Source organism: Rhodanobacteraceae bacterium (assembly GCA_024234055.1).
Taxonomy (GTDB): Bacteria; Pseudomonadota; Gammaproteobacteria; order Xanthomonadales; family SZUA-5; genus JADKFD01.
On the sequence record JACKOW010000001.1, the window covers coordinates 297,408 to 319,106 of the forward strand.

Annotated in this window: 19 protein-coding genes; 14 read left to right on the plus strand and 5 right to left on the minus strand. The window is 60.5% G+C overall.

From position 1 onward, the window contains the following. Positions 1-11: 11 nt before the first annotated feature. The 10 genes from H7A19_01240 (at position 12) to H7A19_01285 (ending at position 10,589) form a co-directional block, all read left to right on the plus strand. A complete protein-coding gene (locus tag H7A19_01240) occupies positions 12-1,763 on the plus strand; it encodes a mannan-binding lectin (protein MCP5473452.1) in 1,752 nt (583 codons plus the stop codon). 750 nt (positions 1,764-2,513) lie between these two features. Then, complete coding sequence (locus H7A19_01245; protein ID MCP5473453.1) at positions 2,514-3,935, plus strand: phophatidylserine decarboxylase associated domain-containing protein; 1,422 nt, start codon at positions 2,514-2,516, stop codon at positions 3,933-3,935. Positions 3,936-4,263: 328 nt separating this feature from the next. Continuing rightward, the gene (locus tag H7A19_01250; protein MCP5473454.1) at positions 4,264-5,184 is read left to right on the plus strand and encodes a hypothetical protein; all 921 of its coding nucleotides are present in this window, start codon (positions 4,264-4,266) and stop codon (positions 5,182-5,184) included. After that, entirely contained in the window at positions 5,181-5,429 is a 249-nt protein-coding gene (locus H7A19_01255; protein ID MCP5473455.1) for a hypothetical protein, read from the plus strand. The genes H7A19_01250 and H7A19_01255 overlap by 4 nt, the downstream gene beginning before the upstream one ends. Then, positions 5,426-7,147 (plus strand): DUF2326 domain-containing protein, encoded by a 1,722-nt coding sequence (locus H7A19_01260; GenBank protein MCP5473456.1) that lies wholly within the window; start codon positions 5,426-5,428, stop codon positions 7,145-7,147. The genes H7A19_01255 and H7A19_01260 overlap by 4 nt, the downstream gene beginning before the upstream one ends. 182 nt (positions 7,148-7,329) lie before the next feature. Further along, a complete protein-coding gene (locus tag H7A19_01265) occupies positions 7,330-8,238 on the plus strand; it encodes an SIR2 family protein (GenBank protein MCP5473457.1) in 909 nt (302 codons plus the stop codon). Continuing rightward, complete coding sequence (locus H7A19_01270) at positions 8,231-8,785, plus strand: non-canonical purine NTP pyrophosphatase (protein MCP5473458.1); 555 nt, start codon at positions 8,231-8,233, stop codon at positions 8,783-8,785. The genes H7A19_01265 and H7A19_01270 overlap by 8 nt, the downstream gene beginning before the upstream one ends. An 18-nt stretch (positions 8,786-8,803) precedes the next feature. Continuing rightward, positions 8,804-9,415: a hypothetical protein gene (locus tag H7A19_01275; protein MCP5473459.1), complete on the plus strand. Its 612-nt coding sequence runs from the start codon at positions 8,804-8,806 to the stop codon at positions 9,413-9,415. Continuing rightward, positions 9,412-9,975: a hypothetical protein gene (locus H7A19_01280; protein MCP5473460.1), complete on the plus strand. Its 564-nt coding sequence runs from the start codon at positions 9,412-9,414 to the stop codon at positions 9,973-9,975. The genes H7A19_01275 and H7A19_01280 overlap by 4 nt, the downstream gene beginning before the upstream one ends. Before the next feature lie 98 nt (positions 9,976-10,073). Next, on the plus strand, positions 10,074-10,589 hold the full coding sequence (locus tag H7A19_01285) for a hypothetical protein (GenBank protein MCP5473461.1): 516 nt from the start codon (positions 10,074-10,076) through the stop codon (positions 10,587-10,589). 315 nt (positions 10,590-10,904) lie between these two features. Here H7A19_01285 and H7A19_01290 read toward each other — a convergent pair whose 3' ends face one another. After that, positions 10,905-12,389, minus strand: coding sequence for an IS66 family transposase (locus H7A19_01290; GenBank protein MCP5473462.1), 1,485 nt, complete (start codon positions 12,387-12,389; stop codon positions 10,905-10,907). A 75-nt stretch (positions 12,390-12,464) separates the two neighbouring features. Further along, positions 12,465-12,824: an IS66 family insertion sequence element accessory protein TnpB gene (gene tnpB, locus H7A19_01295; GenBank protein ID MCP5473463.1), complete on the minus strand. Its 360-nt coding sequence runs from the start codon at positions 12,822-12,824 to the stop codon at positions 12,465-12,467. 262 nt (positions 12,825-13,086) lie between these two features. On the opposite strand from tnpB, the gene H7A19_01300 reads away from it, so the two are divergent. Beyond that, positions 13,087-13,266, plus strand: a complete 180-nt coding sequence (locus H7A19_01300; protein MCP5473464.1) for a hypothetical protein — start codon at positions 13,087-13,089, stop codon at positions 13,264-13,266. A 335-nt stretch (positions 13,267-13,601) separates the two neighbouring features. Here the strand turns inward: H7A19_01300 and H7A19_01305 are convergent, their stop codons facing one another. Continuing rightward, complete coding sequence (locus H7A19_01305) at positions 13,602-13,997, minus strand: cold shock domain-containing protein (protein ID MCP5473465.1); 396 nt, start codon at positions 13,995-13,997, stop codon at positions 13,602-13,604. A 357-nt stretch (positions 13,998-14,354) separates the two neighbouring features. Beyond that, positions 14,355-14,702: a DegV family protein gene (locus H7A19_01310; protein ID MCP5473466.1), complete on the minus strand. Its 348-nt coding sequence runs from the start codon at positions 14,700-14,702 to the stop codon at positions 14,355-14,357. A gap of 125 nt (positions 14,703-14,827) precedes the next feature. Here H7A19_01310 and H7A19_01315 point away from each other — a divergent pair, with 125 nt between their 5' ends. Together H7A19_01315 and H7A19_01320 are read left to right on the plus strand one after the other, a co-directional pair. Then, complete coding sequence (locus H7A19_01315; GenBank protein ID MCP5473467.1) at positions 14,828-15,781, plus strand: transposase; 954 nt, start codon at positions 14,828-14,830, stop codon at positions 15,779-15,781. A 584-nt stretch (positions 15,782-16,365) separates the two neighbouring features. After that, positions 16,366-17,190, plus strand: coding sequence for a TlpA family protein disulfide reductase (locus H7A19_01320; GenBank protein ID MCP5473468.1), 825 nt, complete (start codon positions 16,366-16,368; stop codon positions 17,188-17,190). 299 nt (positions 17,191-17,489) lie between these two features. Here H7A19_01320 and H7A19_01325 read toward each other — a convergent pair whose 3' ends face one another. Further along, the gene (locus H7A19_01325; protein ID MCP5473469.1) at positions 17,490-19,187 is read right to left on the minus strand and encodes a proprotein convertase P-domain-containing protein; all 1,698 of its coding nucleotides are present in this window, start codon (positions 19,185-19,187) and stop codon (positions 17,490-17,492) included. A gap of 121 nt (positions 19,188-19,308) precedes the next feature. Here H7A19_01325 and H7A19_01330 point away from each other — a divergent pair, with 121 nt between their 5' ends. Next, the gene (locus tag H7A19_01330) at positions 19,309-21,684 is read left to right on the plus strand and encodes a protein kinase (protein ID MCP5473470.1); all 2,376 of its coding nucleotides are present in this window, start codon (positions 19,309-19,311) and stop codon (positions 21,682-21,684) included. Positions 21,685-21,699: the final 15 nt, after the last annotated feature.

A 21,699-nucleotide genomic window follows, 5' to 3' on the forward strand; every position in this document is an offset into this window, starting at 1 on the left:
GGAGAGCCCAGATGACCAATGACAGCCCAGCCGCCGCAACTCCGGATCGCCCAGCCCGCCGGGATCGCCCCTGGGATCGCCGAGTTGCACTCGGCGCTCTTGCTCTTTCTCTGCTGCTGCTCAGCGCCTGCAGCCAACAAGCCCCATCACCGCCCCCAACCAGCGCAGAGACGACAAGCCCGGCCCCGGCGCCCTACGTCCCCCAGCCCGTCTACTGCGCCGACCCCAGCGTCAGCACCCTCTGCGCCACCATCCCGTCCACCATCGGTCCCGACCCCGGCCTGAACTCCGGTTTCGGTTACGCCGGTCTCAGCAACTTCGTCAACAGTGCCGCCGAGGACGTGCAAACGCCCTTCGACAACATGTCCTGGCAGATGTTCGTGGCCCTCAACTGGCAGGCCAACCAGAGCGGCAGCGATGCCCGCACCGGCCTGTCCGGCGCCGGCACCACCGTGTGGCAAACCTGGGCGCGCCCCGAGGACGTCTTCGGCGGACCGGTCGGCGAATGCCCCAATCCGAACAATCTGCCGCGCTTCAACGTGATCGCCAAATCCGGCGCTCAGGGTTCGCGCGACGAAGAGTTCATCCAGGCCACCGGCCAGCCGCTGATCGACGTCAAGGGCAACTGGACGCTGTTCGAGCGTCGCCTCAATTCGGTGGAACAGGATTACCTGGAAAGCAAGGGGCTCAACACCTACGCCGGGCAGCAGACCTTCATCCAGGCCGGCAACAGCGTGCTGTTCCCACCCGGCGACACCAGCAAGACCAACGGCGCCCCCGGCGCGATGGAGCTCAAGGCCGCGTGGCGCATCATCAGTCCGGCCGACGAGGCCCGCTATTTCCACACGAAGGGCCTGATCGACGTGCAGGGCGCCTATGTGCGCGATGGCAAACCGTTGTGCGCCGAAGTCACCCTCGGCCTGGTCGGCCTTCATCTCATTCAGGCCAATGCCGAGCAGCACAATCTGCTGCCGCAATTCATCTGGGCCAGCTTCGAGCATCAGGACAACGCGCCCTTCGCCGCCGCCGCCTGCGATGCCACCGACGCCAAGTGCTACAAGACCATTCCCAACAGCCTGTGCCCGGCGCCCAATGCCGGTGACTTCTCCTTCAGCCGCACCGCCTGCGACAGCGTCACCACCAACAGTCCGCCGGTGCTGGCCAAGGGCGACACCGCCTTCATCTGGGAGCGCCAGCAGCCCTACGCCCAAGCCTATCTGACCACCACCGCCAGCGGCGATCAATGCGGCACCCAGGTGGCCCGCTGCTGGAACGTCTATCACCTCACCCAGCAGCTCAACACCGCCTGGCGCGCCCAGCTCAAGGCCATCGATTCGGTGTTCGCCAACTACTACCTGATCGGCACCAACTGGGGCGGAAACGTCGAGCCCGACGGCACCCAGCCCACCAACGGTTCGGTGCCCACCTTCATGGTCAACAGCACGTTGGAGACCTTCATCCAGTCCAGCCTGGAAGCCAGCAACTGCGTCGATTGCCACAAGGGCGCCAATCTGGCCTACACCGAAACCGACAACAGCACCAAGCCCCCCACCGTCAAACACTTCAGCGCCAACTTCAGCTTCCTGCCGGGTTTGGCAAAGCAACAGAGCTGCGCCGACGTCACCGCCGGACCCATCTACAGCAACCAGCAAGCCCAGAAGGTCTGCCCCCAGATCTGCAGCGCCAAGAGCGAAAGCTGGAACGGGCAATGGACCACCACCCAGTTCGGCGTGATGTCGGTGTGCGGCTGTTGCAGTGGATAGCGCACAGGCAATGGGCGCGTACACAGATTCGGTCCGCGCCCGCTCTACTGTGGGAGCGGCCTCTGGCCGCGATCGCTCGCGGCCTTGGCGCGATGGGGTAGGCCGGGTCCTTCGCGTCGAGGTCTGCCATTGGCGCCCCAGAGTCGATACGCGAGGCGCCCGGCGCTCGGCTGCCGATAGAGCCGCGGCCGCCGGCGCGATCAACTCAGAGTCTCTGTCCACACAACTCGCGCGCCGGAGCCGCGCTACGGCGGAACGCACTTGCCGCGCCGCCCAGGCAACGCGCAACCGCCCCAAAGAGGGCCGCGCGCCTGCGCGGCCGCATTTGATCTCCGGCGTCGATCACCCGCTGCCTTGGCGCGATGGGGTAGGCCGGGTCCTTCGCGTCGAAGTCCTCCATTGGCGCCCCAGGGTCGATACGCGAGGCGCCCGGCGCTCGGCTGACGATAGAGCTGCGGCCGCCGGCGCGATCAACTCAGAGTCTCTGTCCACACAACTCGCGCGCCGGAGCCGCGCTACGGCGGAACGCACTTTCCGAGCCGCCCAGGCAACGCGCAACCGCCCCAAGGAGGGCCGCGCGCCTGCGCGGCCGCTCTTGCTCTGCTCAAACCACAAGAGCGGCGCCGCAGCGCGGCGCCCTCCACATCACCCGCCCGCAACCCGTGCCATCCCCGTAGGCCGGAACCGCCAAAGGCGATTCCACCAACCAACCCGCCCCTAAACACCACCCGCCCACAGGCTCCCTACCCCATGCCCAAGAAACCCACCAAACCCGCATCCCCGGCAAAAGCCAGCAAGCGCGCCGCCACGCCGCCGGCCATCGAAGGCGCCAGCGGCAACCAGTTGTCCTTGAGCAATGCCGGCCCCCTGCAGATGGGCTTCTGGGTGCCCAATCGCGTCTGGGCCACGGCCAAATACCTGCAGCCACTGCGCGACCACCTCGCCGTCAAACGCAAGGCCGGCACCCTCACGCCGATGACCCCGGTGATGCTCAGCTTCAAGGCCTGGGTGACCGCCAACGCGGTCTATCGCATGTGGGTCAACTCCATGATCGAGCAGTCCAACGCCTACGTGCGCTCGCTTGACCACGCCACCCGCAAGGAAATCAAGGACGACGGCGACGTGCTCTGGATCGAAGGCTATGACGCCTTCTTCGAGCTGCTGAACGAGATCATCACCACCTCACCCGCCTTCAACACCACCGTGATGGTCGGCACGCCCATGAACGGTTTGCTGGCCGTGGCCATGGCCACCGAAGCCGGCCTGGCGCTGTTCCACGATGCCACCTTCAACGCCCAGTTCCAGACCGTGCTCAACGCCTGGAACAGCTTCCTAAAAAGCCCGGCCTCGCTCGACAAGCTGGACATCTACGATCCCGAAAAACCCGGCTCGTGGATCTCCAAGGCCGCCAAGGCAGCCGGCGTCTGGGACCAGATGGTCCACGACCCCAAAGCCCCCGGATACGGCTACGACTCCTGGAACGCCTTCTTCATCCGCCAGTTCGTCCCCGGCGCGCGCCCCTTCAAGGGCTCACCCGAAACCGACATCAACATCGGCTGCGAAACCACCCCCTGGATGTACCAGAACCACGTCGCCCTTGAATCCGACTTCTGGATCAAGGACGTCAACTACTCCCTGCTCGATCTTTTCGCCGGCCAGGAACAATGGGCCAGCCTGTTCGAAGGCGGCCAGCTCTACCAGGGCTTCCTCTCCGCCACCCACTACCACCGCTGGCGCGCCCCGCTAGACGGCACCATCGTCCGCTCCTGGCGCCAACCCGGCACCTACTTCGCCCAGAAACCCGGCCAGGGCGAAAACCAGGGCACCTGGGAAGGCACCGAATCCCAACCCTATCTCGGCCACGTCGCCGCCCGCGCCATCTTCATCTTCAAACACCCCACCTGCGGCTACGTCGCCCTGATCTGCATCGGCATGGTCGAAGTCTCCACCTGCGTCATCGAACCCCAATACATCGTCGACGAAACCATGTCCCCCGTCGGCATCAACCGCGACACCGAAATCGGCCACTTCGAATTCGGTGGCTCAACCCATGTGATGATTTTCCAGAAAGATCGCGTCAAGTTGGTCGATTGGGCGGTCAATGCGGTGCAGCACCAAAATGATCCGGAGCCGACGGCTATGGGGTCGGTGATTGCGCGGGTGGTGGGGTGAGGGGTGGTTTAAGCCGATGCATCGCCCTGTGGCTGTTTTGCCTAGGCGGGAACTGCAGCCTACGCACGATGTGTTGAGGTACGATACGCACGTGCCGCGCACCGTCTGGAGTTGGCCCTCGGGTGATGCGACTTGCTCCGATCGCAGAGTCCTTTTCGCCGGGAAACTGGTTGTCTTTTCGCACGCCGCGCGAATGTTGCTAGCCCCACTGTAACCAGATTGAGCACTTCCCAACGACCTCAAGCGGGATCGGCCGCAATTGGAAACGAAGAAGTGATGGAATCTTGCCCAAAGAAGTCAACGGACAAAGGGTCACGGGCCTGAATTCATGGATCGCATTCAGCAGCTTAACTACGAAAAGGACTTCCGCATTGCCTTCTTGGAATCCAAGGGGGACGGGTTTCAACGCCTGTTCGAGCAGCTGATGTTGAAGGCCCATCCCAACGATTTCACGGCGTGCCGACCCTGGGGCAACGTTGGAGACCGGAAGAACGACGGGTATCTGCCTTCTGCGCGAACCCTGTTCCAGACCTACGCGCCGAATGAGATGAGCGCCGCCGAGGCCATCAAGAAGATCAACGAGGACTTCGAAGGGGCCAAAGAGCACTGGAAACAGTACTTCGATGAGTGGACCTTCGTCCACAACGCACCCGATGGACGTCTAGGTCCCCACATCATCGAAGCCCTTGCCAAACTCAGGCAAGACAATCCGGAGATGAGAGTCGGACATTGTGGGTACGAGGAAATGCTAGCGAAGTTCCGTCAGTTGAGCCTTCAGGATCTTGAATCCTGGTTTGGCCCCTCGCTGACGATGGAAGCGAACGTGAACTTGGGTTTTAGCGACCTTGCGGCTGTGCTCACCCATATCAGCATCATGCCCGGACCCACGACGAGCGAGGTAAAGGACGTGTCGCGCGGAAAGATCGAGGCCAACCTCCTGTCTCAGGCTGTATCTGACTTCTTGAAGATCGGCATGCAGAAGTCGCCGCTCGTTGCGCAGTTCTTCAATAGTTGGAAGAACCCTACTTATGGTGAGCAGATCGCGCAGGCGTTTAAGAGCGAATACGTGGTACTGAGGGATGGTATTCCTCAACTCCATCCTGATGAGATCTTCGGTCGCCTCGAAGCATGGGCAGGGGGCACGGCGAACACCACGCCGACGCACAAAGCAGCCGTGTTGGCCGTGATGGCATACCTATTCGATAAGTGCGAGATTTTTGAAGACACTCAAGCGAAGGGGGCAGCATGATCCTGCCATCCAAGCATCTGCCGCAGGATCGCGCGCTACTGACCGTCGGTGCGCATGTATTGGCGTACCTCGCAAACCCCAAAACTGTCTCCGCGCTTTGGGAGGAATTGAACAGGGATGACGCTGGTTTGGCGGTAACGCCACGGCGCATTACCTATGAATGGTTCTTGCTCGCCCTAGACCTCCTGTACGCCCTTGGAGCCATAGAACTCGAAAGCGGCCTGGTGGCACGGAGGACAACGTGATTCATCACATCTTCAGCACGCTGCCCACCTTCAAGAATCTTGGAAATCTGAAGTCTGGCCTGAATGTGCTGCTCGCCCAAAAAACCGAAGGGGCGACCACCAAACAAACACGCAATCGCGCCGGCAAAACCAGTTTCGTTGAGTTGGTGCATTTTCTGTTGGGCGCCGAAGCTGGGCCGAACTCGATTTTCCGTACCCCGGAGCTGGCCGAACATACCTTTGGCATGGACTTTGATCTGAAGTCAGAACGGACGGTGGTCGAGCGCAGCGGAAGTTCCAAAGCCAAAATCTTCGTGACCGTCCCGCCTGCCGCAAAGGTTAAGTTCTCGGCCACCGAGTGGTGTACGTTCCTCGGCGAGCAAATGTTCGGTCTGAGCAGTCTTGAAGCTGCAGGCAGCAAGCCACCTTCGTTCCGGTCACTGTTTGCATACTTTGTACGCCGACAGGCGAGTGGTGCATTCATGACACCGGAGAAGCAGGCCGCGATGCAGGGGACCGGCGACATGCAAATGGCGTTGATGTTCCTACTCGGATTGGACTGGCAGATCGCTCGAGATTGGCAAGCTGTGCGTGATCGCGAAAAGACCTTGGACGAGTTGAAGAAGGCGGCTGGAAATGGCGCTTTCGGATCAATCATCGGCAAGGCAGCAGACCTGCGCACTGGGCTGACCATTCAGGAAGCCCGTCTCAAGAAGCTCTATATGGAAGTTGAGACTTTCCAGGTCTTGCCGGAATACCGGGAGCTGGAAGTCGAGAGCGCCACGTTGACCCAGCAGCTCAACGAGTTGGCCAACGCCAACACCATCGACTTCTCGGCCATCCGTGATCTGGAGAGTGCACTCGCCTCCGAGGTTCCTCCAGACCACGAAGACCTTCAGGCGGTCTATGAAGAAGCAGGCGTCGTACTACCTAGCTTGGTCAAGCGCCGCTACGAGGACGTAAGAAGCTTTCACGAATCGGTGGTGCGTAATCGCAAGGACTATCTGTCCAGCGAACTTGAAGCTGCCAAGTTTCGGATCGAGCTGCGCGATAGCAAAAAGGCGCAGCTCGATCATCGGCGCGTTGAAATTCTGGGCATTCTCAAGAGCCATGGCGCACTAGAACAGTTCCTAAAGCTGCAAGGCGAACTGGGGCGACTGGAGTCCGAAGTGGAATCATTGCGGCAACGCTTTGAAGCCGCCGAGCAGCTCGAAGGCACCAAGAACGAGTTGGAGATCGAGCGCAACCGTCTCACGATCCGCCTACGGCGTGACTTCACTGAGCAGAGGGGTCGACTGGCGGAGGCCATTGTCGCCTTCGAGGAAACCTCGCAACGGTTGTATGAATCGGCCGGCAGCATGACGGTCGACGAAACCTCCAACGGACCGATCTTCAAGTTTCCGATGCAGGGCGAGCGTAGCAAGGGCATCAAGAACATGCAGATCTTCTGCTTCGACATGATGCTCATGCGTTTGTGCGCCAAGCGACGAATGGGGCCGGGATTCTTGGTTCACGACAGTCATCTGTTCGATGGCGTTGACGGGCGTCAGGTCATCAGCGCCTTGCGTCTTGGCTCAGAGATCGCTCAGGAGCTTGATTTTCAGTACATCGTGACGATGAATGAAGACGATGCCTTCAAGGAAACCATTGATGGCTTCGACCTTAACGACTTTGTGCTTCCTAGTCGCCTGACCGACGCCACCGAGGACGGTGGATTGTTTGGCATTCGGTTTGGATAAAACTATCATAGGGCGGGCTCTCGTGAAGGTACCGGGGAAGATGTAACACGATTCCCAGCTGTCGAGGTTCGACTAATTTCAGTGGTCGACAGATGCAATTCATTGCGCTAACCACATCCTCTCGTGCTGACGGTGTACACTAGGTCGCTTGGCCTTCTAGGGTGAATAAAGGGGGGGCAAAGATGCCCGGCGGTGGCGTGCATGTCGACATCCCGAAGGATTTGGTGGGGGCGGCCGCGCGCCGGCGCTTGCTACCTTTCATTGGTTCGGGATTCTCAAAGAACATCAGTGCAGAATTCCCCGACTGGAAGGGCGTTGTCGACATTGCCGCGGATATTTTAAAGTTCGACCGGGATTTGCTTCGGATCCACGGCGATTATCTCCAAATCGCGGAGTATCTAGAAGTCGTGAATGGAGGGATCGGCGATCTGGCCAATAAGCTCGTTACACTTATTGATGACGAAAGGATGTTTGATGTCGGCAAATCAAGGCCGCATTTGCTTTTGCCCTATCTGGACTGTGAGTCTATTTTTACGACCAATTGGGACCGTTGGATCGAGCGCGCATTTGACGACCAAGGGTGGCCGTATTATCGCATTCGCAATACCGCCGATCTGGCCGACCCGACATTGAATCGCCCGCCGGCGTCGAATGTTCAGATTTTCGGAAAGGTCAAGTTTGATGCGACTCGATATAATCATCCGACTCGGGTTGTCAAGCTCCATGGCGACTTGTCCGACCACAGTTCTCTTCTGATAAAAGAAAGCGATTATTTTCGTCGTATGGACTTTGAGGATCCGCTTGATATAGATTTGCGAAGTAGGATTTACGGAAAATCGGTAATATTCATTGGATATAGCTTCAGCGACCTCAATGTGCGGCTCATGTGGTCGAAATTGTGTCGCGTGCTCGCGAATACCAAAAAGCCTGCACAGTCCTTCTTTCTTACAGCGCAGCGTAATCCGGTCATGGAGCGGTTGCTCAGTGAGCAACATATTAACGTCGTCCAGCTTGACCCAATGAGGATCGGAGAGAATTTAACGTATCTGCTTGAGTGCATACTCGACGCGCAGGAAAAAGGCAATGCGTAAGGTCTATTTCGTATCGCGCAACAAATACAAAATTCAAGAGATCCAGCCGTTCTTTGAGGACTACGACGTTCGCCTAGAAAATTACGAACTGGCGATCTCAGAGCTTCAAACTCTAGACTTTCGGCAAATCGTCACTGATAAGGTGCGCAAGGCCTTCGCTGCTGTCCGCCTGCCCGTGATGGTCGATCATTCTGGTCTTGCCTTGGACGCACTGAAGGGTTTTCCGGGTGGATTGACACAGTCCTTTTGGGATGCGGCCAGCGCCAGATTTTGTGAGCTTGTGAATACGCTCGGCGATGATGGGGCGGCTGCCATTTCGGCGCTAGCCTTCACGGATGGGAAGAACATCGCGACCGTCCACAAGGAAAAACGTGGAACGATTAGCGATCGACCAAGGCCTGGCAGGATTTTCGATTGGGACAGTGTATTCATTCCGGAGGGCTTGGATCGAGCCTACTCTGAAATGACAATAGAAGAAAAGAACAAGATTTCTCAACGGGCGGTTGCGTTCCACGAGATGCTAGCGCACATTCAGGGGCGCCCTTAACGCATGTTACATATCCACGTGAACGCATTTGAGATCAAGCCCACGACGACCACGGCGCTGGAGGCGATAGGGCTGCGTGCAGCCCCGTTCCTTGTCCAAGGAGCATCCGAAAGCAAATATGCGCCTCGGTCGCACCTGAGTTCCAAACTACAGGACGGCGCGGCGTTTCGTTCGTTATTCGATTTGTCGGCAGATATATTGGGGGGTGACAATCAGTTTTCTGGATTTGTAGAGGGCGAGATGGTTTACAAGAAGACTGTGCTGGAGCCGGCTTCTGAATGTTTGGAGGTGAGATTCGGCGAACTTGTTTTTGAGCCTTGGCGGCGCTGGCGAGAGAGCGAAATTCACGTTGGCGTTTCTTCCGAGGCAGTACCGCTAGCGTGGCACCAAACGATGCTGGAAATGGGGTTTCACACGGCAATGGCGGAGCGGATCGGTGTAAAACGCACCATCTACACGATTCAAGGCTTTAAAGCGCCGATTGCAGAACTCTTCGAGGCGCTGGTGCGGTTTCTTCCGTATTCGGGGATTGGGGCTCCTTGTTCAATAAAGCTAGAGCGTTCTGCGCGACATTGGATATCACCCGGTTTTGAAAACTTCCCTCCTCAGCTAGTTGCGTTGGGTAGATGAGTTCCGAACCGCTGAAGGTTTTCGCGCTCGTTGGTGCCGGTGGATCTGGCAAGAGTGAAGTGTATTCCAAAGTTTCCGCGCGGATTCACAAGTTCAAGGTTATGTATACCGATCTGGACCAATTAAAGCTGGACAATAGATTGGTCGTTTCAAAGTTTCGTTACGTTAGCTCGTGGATCGAGGATGTGCTGAAGGTCGCAGAGATGCGGATAAAGGTTTGCCTTTCCGACCGGTGTCCGTACGACACAGCTTCCTTTGTAAAGCCGTCGGATCAATTGTTTGAAATCTACCGCGAGGCTATGAATGAACTTCGTGCTCGCTCAATCGAGGTGCAGACCATCTACGTCTATGCGCCCTTCGATATCATCAAAGAGCGTGTGGCGAGGCGGCTCATGTCAGAGACATGGCGCCGACAATATCACGAGAATGATGAGGCTTTGTTGCTCAAGACGTTTAACTTCTTTGAAAGCAGACGTGGTTTTTGGGATCATATCGTAGATAATAGCGGTGATGTGATTTCCTCGGCTAGGAAGGTCGAGACAATCTTGGGTCTTCCCTAAGATCCGATCTGAGCACGTATGGACGCCTACGTCTTGTCTCTCGGCTACCCTGGTGGCCGGGTTTGCTTTGTGCGCTGCTGACGTGGTTTGGTTTTCGCGTGTTGTCGACCATCGAGGTGCCCGTGGCAAGCTCGGGTGCCGAGTCGGGTCCGATGGTCATCCGGCAAGGTGTGCGGGTCGGATTGCTTTGCTTCGCGTGTTTCTCGCCTGCCCCGCTCCAGGCGCAAACCTGCGATCAGGAAGCATGCATCAGTCTGTTTGAATCAGCTGGCAATGTGATGGCTGAAGTCGCATCTGCCGACCAAACCAAGCATTATGGTTTCTCTGCGGTTGATATCGATATTCCCTTCCAAGACCGTCCGATTTTGATTTCCGAGTTCAACGCGGCAGGATTTTCCTGCAACGGAGGCCTCGGTGTTCCTCAAGGGACCGCCGGTGCCGGCGGCCAGACCTACAGTACGTCCATGACCTGTTCCTTCCAGAACTCGAACGGCCAGACCTGGAGGGTTACGGTCACGATCAGCTGGATGTACAACGCCGCGCTTGGCAAGTGGGAAATCGCCGACATTGTCACCAGCGCGAAGTTGATCAAAGGCGGAAACCAGGTTCAGTAGGTGGCCAATGGAGTTCGCGCGCCGGCCTGCGCCGACGCGCGGACTTTCGATTGCGTCTCTCGCTGCGTGCGGCGTGCGTTTCTATGCGGCGAGGATCGGTTGACGGGTCGCTCCTTCGAGCACCAATGGGTTGAGGATCGTATCCATCAACTGGCGGACATCTTTGGTGTCGCAGTCTGGGGCTATGCAGTGATGAGCAACCACCCCCGATCAAGTCTGCAAGGGTCGATTCTGGGAAGGCCGATTCAAGTGTCAGGTACGTAAGCTTTCGCCGCGCCCCATTCTTGCGCAACTCGTGGTCTTTCAGGCAAAGACTCAGATCGGCAATAGCGCCTCGTAGCGCGCATTGGCGTCGCTGCTTTCTGGGTCGATCAGCGGCAGCTCGCGCATGGTGCGGGTGAGGTAGCCAAGTGGCTCCAGTCCGTTGGCTTTGGCGGTTTCGATCAGACTCAGTAGCGTGGCGGTGACTTCACCGCTTCGCTCATTGCCGACGAACAGGTAGTTCTTGCGTCCGATGGCTGCCAATCGGAGGGCGCGCTCGGCGGCGTTGTTGTCCAGCTTCAGGCGACCGTCATCGAGGTAGCGCGCGAACGCGTCCCAGTGATTGATCAGATAGTTCATCGCCCGCGCGGTCGGTGCTGCCGGCGCCAGCTTGGGTCGGTGCTTCTCCAACCAGGTCTTGATCTCGTCGACAATCGGTTTGGCCAACTGTTCGCGGCGCTTCCTGATCTCGTCGGGGATCAGTTTGTCTTCGCGCGCCTTGCGCTCAATGGCAAACAGCGCGTTGATCTGCTCGACGGCCTCGTGGGCCAGCACGCGGGTTGGGGCGTGCTCGGCGATCTCGTAGAACTTGCGCCGGGCGTGGGCCCAGCAGGCCACTTCCTGGATATGCGGGTTCTGGCGATATAACTCGTCGTAGTTGCTCGCCGCATCGGCATGCAGATAGCCGCTCCAGCCTTTCAGGAACTGGCGCACGTGCTCGCCGGCCTTGGTCGGCGTGAAGTGGTACAGGATGATCGGTGGCTCCTCGCCGGCACTCGACAGGTAAGTCCACATGCGCATCTTGCGGGTCTGTTCCTTGGCCAGACAGGGCATCGTGGTCTCGTCGACATGCAATTCGCTGCGCCTGAGCAGATGTTGCTGCAGGTGCACCCACAAGGGCTTCAGCGCCGTACCGCCAGTCAATACCGCCTCGCACATCGTGCTGATCGGCAAGGTCACGCCCTGGCGCTGGTAGATCTCGCGCTGGCGGTTCAGCGGCAGGTGGTCGTCGTACTTGGCCACCATGATCTGCGCGATGAAGCTCTCGTCATAGATGCCGCCGGTGATCAGACGCGGCGGCAGTTTGGCCGAGACCACACCCATCTCCGGCACCTTCGGGTGCGCGTATTTCTCGACCTCGATGCGGCGCACATAAAAGCGGCCTGGTGTGTAGGCCAGGCGGTCGCTGGTCTCCACACCGATTTTCACCAGGCCTTCGATCTCGGCCGCCGGCGGCGTGATCGTCTCGACCTCCACCGGCAGGTTCTCGGGAATCTGCATCCGCTGCGAGGCTTTGCGCGGCGGCTTGCCCGGGGTCTTGGACTCCGACGGCGGCGTGCTCGGTTCCTCGACCGGCAAGGTCGTCAGATCGAACAGCGCACCCTGCAGGTCCAGATGCTCGCTGGCTTCCGATTGGCGACCGAACAGGCGCTTCTTGAGGATCGCCAACTCCAAAGTCAGCTTCTCGATCAGCGCCGACTGCAACTTGATCTGCTCGCGCAGAGCGGTGTTTTCGGCGAGGGCGGCTTCCAAAGTCATGCTGCCCACAATGCCCTCGCGCGCCCGCGTACGCGAGGGCAAAGCCATGAAATATCTGGGCTTTTTAATGGCGCCTCAAGCCACTCGCTCAAACCGCACCGGCTTCAGGCGGCGAACCGACAAATCCACCCCCTCCAGCACCAGACGCAGATCCGCTTCGCTCAGTTCACCGGCAGACACCGACGCAAACCGGCCCCGCTCCAGGCGTTTGTACATCAACCACCAACCATGGCGGTCGTACCAGAGGATCTTCACCTTGTCGCGGCCGCGGTTGAAAAACACATGCGCCGACGACAACGCCCTCAGCGGACCGAGGCTCGCCTGCACCCGCAGCGACAAGCCATCAATGCCCAGCCGGAAATCCACCGCCTGGGCACACACGCACACCGGCAACCCGCCCACCATCAGCGCAAACCCATCGAGCGAAATCGCCAAGTACCGCCAGCGAGATCACGACATAACCGATTGCGCCACGCCATGAACGTGGCATACGACCAACCCTGCGACCGACAATACGCCGCAGCGCTCAAGCCGCTCGCCGAAGCCGCCGAGATCCGCATGAACCACACCACCGAACCCAACCGCTGACGCTGCGCCATCGACATCCTCCAAACAAACTTGGGGATCGACAGACTTCAGCATCCGAAGGCGCTGCGCCAGATTGGGGTCGGGCGAATGGATACTCAGGTACGGCCCTGTGCCCGCGGTGCTGCGGCGCATGGGCTATCGACCGGAAAACTGGACCCGCCAGGTGCTGGCCGTGAAATCAGACTACAACCGGGCGATCGGTGCAGTGGAGTGTCTGGTCGAGAAAGCCGCAAAGATCGGCCAGCGCTGGTTGCGAGGCATAACCACGGCCAGGCGGTTGGCGGCGTAATTGCAGAAAGATGCAGGTTGTCTGCTGGAAACTCTGCATTGGTATCCCACCTTGCCGAATCCCGACCCAGTTCCTCCAGGCACGGCAGCCGGCTGCGTCAAAAGACGCCGAAACCGGTGCGCCCGGACGTCTCCACTTTCACGACGAACTTTGATGATGAGAAGCGGCGCGCCGTTGTCGCGGATGATTGAAAGGGGAGATCTTGGGTGTCCTGCTTCCGTGGGTGCTGCTTCCGACAGATGCGGTCCGCTGCGCTCACCATCATCCTACCGCGTCATGGCACCTCAGGCGGGTTGGCCGATCTCCTCGATTTTACCGCCCATATCGATTCGCGGCTATTCGCCGTCGTCGTCGAAACTATCGTCGATTTCATCAAAACCGTTGTCGTCAGCTTCCTGCCAACTACCCTCGTCGCTAGTGTTGGCGTTGTCAGGAGGAGTCGGGCTAGAGGACTCATTCTGTATGATCTGCGCACGCAAACCCCGTTTTTCAGACACTGCACGGAACGTGACGCTATCACCAACCTGCACAGGATCAATCAAATCGGAAGAGTGAAAATACATGAGATCGCCCGCAGTGTCGCGAATAACGCCGCCGCCTTTCTCCGCATCCCACTGCACCACCGTGCCCTTGTGATTAGCGAAGGCGAAATCGGACAGGCCGATTCCCAAGCACAGACAGACTGCCAGCACGAGCCGGCGGCGCAGCAGGGTATTGATTTCGGTGCCCATGAGCTGAGGTCCCTTGGCTGATCGAAGTGTGAGCATAGCCAATGGGCGCTCGGGTAGCGGCCGCATGCTGGGATTGTTTGTAACCAGCGCCGGCTAGCAGCCTGTCGGGCATCGGCATCTGGAAAGAGGAGGCAGGAATTGAGCCGCTGCTGGCGCACAGCGCGTCCGGGTGGCGGCGCCGCCTACCGCGTCCAACTGAGGCTTCCTGGATGACGGCGACAAGAAAAGGCGGGTCAGAAAGCGGAGATCCGGTTTCCAGGTTCAACCGAGGAAAAGTGGCTGTCCGGCGCGTTGCCGTTTTTTGCGGTCCCGTGACTTGCAGCCTTGGCGATGGATTGGTTCAAGTTGAAGCCCAACTCAAGTCAAGTCATCCACGCTGCCGATCGGCGCACGCGCTGTCGCGAAGGCAATCGACAGCGAGCCCGGGCCGACGTTGGCCACGCCGGTGATGCCCATCGTTGCCGTCAACAGCCGCACACCGTAGCGCTGGCAAGCCGCCTCCAGGTCGCGGTACGCAGCGAGTTGTTGCAGTTCCTGCTCCGGGCCACCGTATACGACGCTGATCTGTGGCACCTGCAAGCCCTCACCCATCGCCTGCTTGGCCGCATCGACGACGCGGGCGACACCACGCGTGAAGCCGCGAATACGCTCGGAGACTTGGACTCGGAGACTTGGACACCCATTTTGTGACGGAGACTTGGACACCCATTTTGTAGGTGGACGGAGACTTGGACGGAGACTTGGACACCCATTTTGTAGGATTTTTCCTACAGACGCCGGCGTCGTTTTCCGACTGACAGGCGGCAGAGCGGGGGTGAATGATCTGCAGCATGACTTACGCCCGCTCGATTCTGATTCCCACCGGCTCGGCCGGAACATTCCACTGCGTATCGCGCTGCGTGCGTCGGGCATTTCTGTGCGGCGAGGATCGATTGACGGGTCGCTCGTTTGAGCACCGCCGGCAATGGGTTGAGGATCGTATCCATCAACTGGCGGACATCTTTGGTGTCGCAGTCTGGGGCTATGCGGTGATGAGCAACCATCTGCACGTGGTCGTGGAGACCTTGCCGCAGGCCGTAGCGCGTTGGTCAGCTGACGAGGTCGCGGCGCGCTGGATGCGCCTGTTTCCTCGGCAGGATCAGAATGATGAAGTTCGGGTCAAGGCGTTAGCTGGCAATGAGGAACGAATCAAGGTCTTGCGCAAGCGCTTGTCCGACCTCTCATGGTTCATGCGTTGCCTGTCAGAACCCATCGCGCGATCGGCAAATCGCGAAGATGTCTGCAAGGGGCGGTTCTGGGAAGGCCGCTTCAAGTGTCAGGTGTTGCTGGATGAAAGCGCGGTGCTGGCGGCGATGGCCTATGTCGATCTGAATCCGGTGCGGGCCAAGCTCTGCGACACCTTGGAGGCATCGGCGCACACCAGTGCGGTCAAGCGCCTGACCGCAATCGAGCAGGAATCCACGGCGGCCGAGTTGCCGCTGGCGCCGATCGCCGGCCTTCGCGGCTTTGGCGTGCTGCGCATGACGCAGATCGAGTATCTGCGTCTGGTCGATTACACCGGCCGCCAGATCCGCGCCGACAAGCGCGGAGCCATCGAAGGCCCCGTGCCCGCGGTGCTGCGGCGCATGGGCTATCGCCCGGAAAACTGGACCCGCCAGGTGCTGGCGGTGAAATCAGACTACAGCCGGGCGATCGGTGCGGTGGAGTGTCTGGTCGAGAAAGCCGCAAAGATCGGCCAGCGCTGGTTGCGAGGCATAACCACGGCCAGGCGGTTGGCGGCGTAATTGCAGAAAGATGCAGGTTGTCTGCTGGAAACTCTGCATTGGTATCCCGCCTTGCCGAATCCCGACCCAGTTCCTCCAGGCACGGCAGTCGAGTGCGTCAAAAGATGCCGAAATCGGTGCGCCCGGACGTCTCCACTTTCACGACGAACTTTGATGATGAGTAGCGGCGTGCCGGCTGTCGCGGATGATTGAAAGGGGAGATCTTGGGTGTCCTGCTTCCGTCCACGACGAACTTTGATGATGAGTAGCGGCGTGCCGGCTGTCGCGGATGATTGAAAGGGGAGATCTTGGGTGTCCTGCTTCCGTCGTCTCCTGCTTCCGTCGTCCTGCTTCCGTCGCTACGGCTTCTGAGTGTTGCGGTTCGCGCCAACCATGTCGGGGAATCAATCGGAGACTTGTCGTGGCTTGAGCGGCGCAATCCGCCCATACGGCCGCCAGCAGCGACGGGCAGGGCAGCTCAAGCGTTGGTCAACGCATTAGGTTTCGCTGAATTAGTTGAGGCTTACAAAAGACGTGTCGACTCCCACAGAATGGAGCGAGCTTGCGCGTTCGGCATCGATCACGAGACTTTCCACCATGCGCCCATGAATGACTTGCCTCCAGTGACCTTGGGACCACTGATGTTGCCCCCAGGCCTTTGGCTGTCCTTGCTGATGTTGACGGCGGCTACGGTGGTCTGGCGTCGGCAGCTTGCCAAGGGCTCATCGCAACCGGTTGCTGACGATACGCCGCTGGTACTGGCGGGCCTTGGCATGCTCGGCGCGCGTATCGGCTTTGTCGGACTCTACTGGCGCGAATACCTGGAATCGCCATGGAGTGTGATCAATATCCGCGATGGCGGCTGGTGGTGGCCGGCTGGTGTCGCTGCGATCGCGCTAGGCGCGTCGCTACTGGGTTGGCGCCGTCCACCTCTGCGACGGCCGCTGATTCTGGCGAGTACTGCTGCAGCCGCCATCGGCGCGCTGGCCGTCGTTGTCGCAAGCGCTCTGACAAGCGCCGCTCAACCGCGCCTGCCTACGCTGCAGGTGGCGTCCCTTGCTGGCGAGCCGCTACCACTGCATGACGGGCGCGCGAGTGTGATCAACCTGTGGGCCAGTTGGTGCCCACCCTGCCGGCGCGAGATGCCGGTGCTGGTCGAAGGCGCGCGGCGCTATCCGAACATGCGTTTCCTGCTGATCAACCAGGGCGAAGAAGCTGCAACCGTCGAAGCCGTAGGCGGGCGATGGAAGATTCCCGCGGCGCTGCTGGCGGTGGATGTGGAATCACGGGTTTCAACCACGCTTGGCGTGCGCGGCTACCCGACCACAATGATTGTCGCTGCTGACGGCCGAATCCTCGGGCGCCACACGGGAGAGGTGTCCAGCGCCAGCCTGGCTGCATTGATCGAGCGTATCGATTCAGGCAATTGAATCGGTGCCGCCGATCAGCGTCCTGCATCCGGGTTCGCATCGGTCAAGGTAGCTGTCCGCCGCGCGGACCGAGAATGCCCTCCAGAAAATCGGCCCAGGCTGCTGATCCGCTCAAGCCCAGAATCAGCGGAATGGCGCTGGGTGTGCTGCTCCTTTGCAATTCGACCCTGGATTGACCAGGGATCCTCTGAATCTGCTCAGAGGACCCCCAAGCGAACGCGCCTTTCATTTGATCTGATTGGCGGCGGTCGGCGCAACTGATGCCAGCCGCAGCGTATGCACGCTGCGGCTGGCACCTGTCATTCAAAACCGTTCGCAAACACCTCGTCCGCGGGCGCTGCAGGCAGTTCGAAGGCACCGATATCGCTGCCATCACCGCCAATGGCATTCGGGTATTGATTGTCCTGCAGGTCGGTGACTCGGTCGAAGATGCCGGTTTGATCGCTCAAGCGGGGCCCCGTGGCGCGGCCGTTGTCGAGCGCATCGCTGGTCAGCAGCGGGCGATGGAGCAGGATGCCGCCGCCATTGTCGAACAGCGGCTGCATGGGTGCGTTGGCATTCAGCAAATCAGTCGACCGGTCGAGCAGGCCGTTGGCGTTGTCGGTGGCCAGATTGAAGCCCTCGGTGATGACGATTGCAGGCGGGCCGCCATCGAAAGACTGCGCTGTGATGGTGGCTTGGCCAGTCGCAAACAGGCTGTTGCTGACGCGAGCCGATGCGTTGCTGCCGGGATTTTGGGAAATCACCCAGAGCCCGGATCCCAGCGGGCCGGCGGTGTCGGTCACGGTACTGTTGCGCAGGACAAGCGTGCTGCTCGTGCCTTGCTGCGCGATCACGTTGATACCCACTAGATCGCCTCCGAATTGCGCCGAAATCGTCGAGTTGTCTATCAATGCGGTGGCAATCGGAGCGCTGATGTCGCTGCGGCTGCGAACTCCGGCACCGAAGTTTGCCGAATTGCCGACCACCGTGGAGCGCAGCAGCATGAGGTTCCCTCCGAGATTGGTAATGCCACCGCCGCCCTGGGCCACGTTGTCGCGAATGACTGATCCAATCACGGTGAGACGTCCGCGGCTGAGAATGCCGCCGCCTTGCTGTGCAGGCACCGAACCGCGCTCGATGGTCAAGCCTGAAATGGTCGCCTGTGCGCCCGCGGCCAGTTCGAAGATGCGGAAGTCGGGGAGGGTAGCGCGACGTACGTTCAGCAAATCGGCCCCGGGGCCGAAGATGCTGACGCCATCGGGCAGCAAGGGCAGCGCGCTCTGCAGGAAGATGGTGCGACGTGTGTCGAAGAAGGTCGAGAAGCGGATCGCATCGCCCGACTGAGCGATAGACAGTGCATCGCGCAGGCTGCCGGCGCCGCTGTCGTCGGCGTTGGTGACCAGCAATTCACGCTGCGAGGCGGTCAGGGTCAGAGCACTCACCAGCACGTTGCCGGTGTCACCCGTCCAGCCATCCTCCACGCGCAGAATCCATCGGCCATTAGGCGCGGCGGTCCGGAAGGTTTCGATGAGCGAGGTGACAGGGGGCGGGTTACTGACGCCCGTGCCACCGCTGACGACGGTACGGTAGGTGCCGCCTGCGACCTGGGCTGCGCCCGAGGCTGCCGCGCTCCACCAATTGGTCGGGGAGGAGTCGCCGAACGCGATGGGATTGGTCGACACCAGATCGGAATCTGACCCACCAGAGTTCCCCGGGGCGGTGGCGCCGGTGGATTCGAACAGCAGGTGTGAGCGGCCGTCGGGTGCAATCAAGGTGACGCGCAAGTCGCCAACAAACGGATGGTTGGCCTGCAGAGACGGCTGAACATTGGTGATGTTTCCGGTCAAGCCGCTGACATCGAATGAGATATCCAGCGGTTCGCCATAGTTTCTGGGGCCCACCCCTGGCGAGTCGGGGATCGGACCCGTGCCCGTTCCTACAAAGACAAGGGCCTGTGCCAGCGCGGCCGGCGCAGAAAGGCACATGACCAGGGTGCACAGGATCGATCGAGTCATAGGTTGATTCATGATGTCGTCACTCGCTGGTTGTAAGGGTGGCGGGCCCGAATTGTTCGCTCGCGGACCGGCTTGTCTGGGTTTGTGCAAAGCGGGCGAGAAAAGGGCCATCTGATTTGCAATGGGTTACCATGACCGGATGAGTCCCGAGCGCTATCAACTGATCAAGCGGGTACTGATGGCGGCGCTGGACCAACCGCTGGCCCAGCGCCATTCCTTCCTTGCTCGGGAGTGCGGGGCCGATACGAAGCTGTTGCAGGAGGTCTCGGAATTGCTGGCCGCACAGGCCCAGTCCAGCTTTCTGGAACACAGTCCCACGGGTCTGGACGCGCTGGCCGCCGATGAGGACCACGATTCGGTCGGTCAGTACCTCGGCCGAATCAAGCTGGAGCGGCTGATCGCCCGCGGCGGCATGGGCGAGGTCTATGCCGGAACCGATGAGCTGCTGCAGCGGCCGGTGGCGGTCAAGCTGATGAAATCGGCGCTGCGCATGTCGGCGCTGCGGCGTTCGGCCTTTCTGGCCGAGGCCCAGGTACTGTCCGGACTGCGTCATCCCAACATCTGTCAGGTCCATGATTTCTTCGAGGACCAGTCGCAGGATGTGCTGGTGTTGGAGCTGATCGAGGGGCAGACACTGCGCGCGCTGCTCCCGCGGCGCTCATTGGTCGATCCGATCGGAGTGGCCATGCAGATCGCGGACGCTCTGGTGGCGGCGCACGAACGCGGCATCGCCCATCGCGATCTGAAACCGGAAAACGTGATGCTGACCCCCACCGGGCAGATCAAGGTGCTGGACTTCGGACTGGCTCGGGCCGACCAGAGCCAGCTGCAGGGCGATCTGCACACGGCAGACGGCGATACCCCGGGAACGCAGATCGCAGGTACACCGGGCTATCTGGCGCCTGAGCAGGCGCGCGGTGAGGCCGCAACCACGGCCAGCGATCTCTGGAGCTTTGGACTGCTGCTGATCGAGTTGCTCACCGGCAGCCGAGCCTATCCGCAGGGAAGCAGCAGCGAGGACTTGATCGCAAGAGCGCAGCGCGGCGAGGTCAGTATTCCGACCGGCTTGCCGCGCGCCGAAACCCAGCTGCTGCGGCGCCTGTTGTCCGCCAACGCCTCGGACCGACCGAGCGCGCGCGATGCCCGGGTAGCGCTGGAGCGGATTGCCCGGCGCCCGCAACGACGACTGCGGTGGGCATTGGTGGCCAGCGCGCTGCTGCTGACGGGCGCTGCCGGCGCGAAGTACACCTTTGATCTGCGTTCGGAGCGCGAGGCCGCGCTGGCGGCACAGCAGCGCGCCGAGAAGGCCCGAGCTGAAGCCGAGGATCTGGCCGGATTCATGCTCGGCGAGCTGTATACCGAGCTGAAGAAGGTCGGCAGGTTGCCGCTGCTGGAGCCGGTGGCGCTGAAGGCAGTGGATTACTACGGCGATTTGCGCAAGGAGCAGATCAGCGGCGGCCATGGCGAACAGGCGCTGGCGCTGATCCGGGTGGCCGAGGTGCTGGACATGCAGGGGCATCTTGAGCAGTCCCTCAGCGCCTATACGCGCGCGCTGGAGGGCCTGCAGCCATTGGCCAAGGCCAACCCGGATGACCCGTTGATTCAGTATCGCTTGGCCCTGGCCGAACGCAATCTGGGTGAGGTTTTGCGCTATGCGGGCGACTATGCCGGCAGTGATCCCCATGGCTGGCGCGCAATCGAGATGGCGCGCGAGCTGACCGCAGGGCTGGCGCCCGGTGAAGGGCCGCCGGGTGAACCAAGCGCCGAGGAGCGCTGGTCGCTGCTGCTGCGTGGGATGTATCTGTACGCCGATAGTCAGTTTCGCCAGGGACGAGCGGAGCAGGCGCTGGAGCTGTTGGATCAGGCCAAAGCCCTGGCATTGCCGGCGGTCGCCAGGATTCCCGCCCTGCGCCGCGATCTGGGCGATATCCAGTACAAGCGCTGCATGGCTTATTACGACAGCCAGAATCCGGGCAAGGTGGTGGAGGCCTGCCAATCATCGTTCGAACTAGATCAGGCTCTGGCGCAGGCCAGTCCCGACGATGCCAAGCTGCAGGACAATCTGGTGCATTCCTATTGGATGTTGGGGCGGGCACAAGAGTTGAGTGGTGAACTGCAGACGGCGTTGGCCACCACCGAGCGCGGTCTGGCGCTGGCTCGCTCAGGCGTGGCGCGCAATCCGGGCAACGCCGAAACCCAGAATGCGGTGGCGGTTACCCTGGTATCGAAGGCCCGGATCCTCCGCGCCATGGGGCGCACGGCGGAGTCGCAGCACGATTTCGAACAGGTGCTGAAAATCACCGAGCCGCTGATCGCAGCCGGCCGCGATCACGCCATCATCCACAATCACATCATCGCTCTGGCCATGCTGGGGCGGGTGGAGGATGCCCGGCCCTTTGCCCGCGAGGTGTACCAATCGGGCTGGCGACGCCCCGAATTTCTGTCGCTGATCGCCGAATTCGATTTGCTGCCGGGTGTCGATGTTTCGAGTCCATAAGCAGTCCCTGAAATG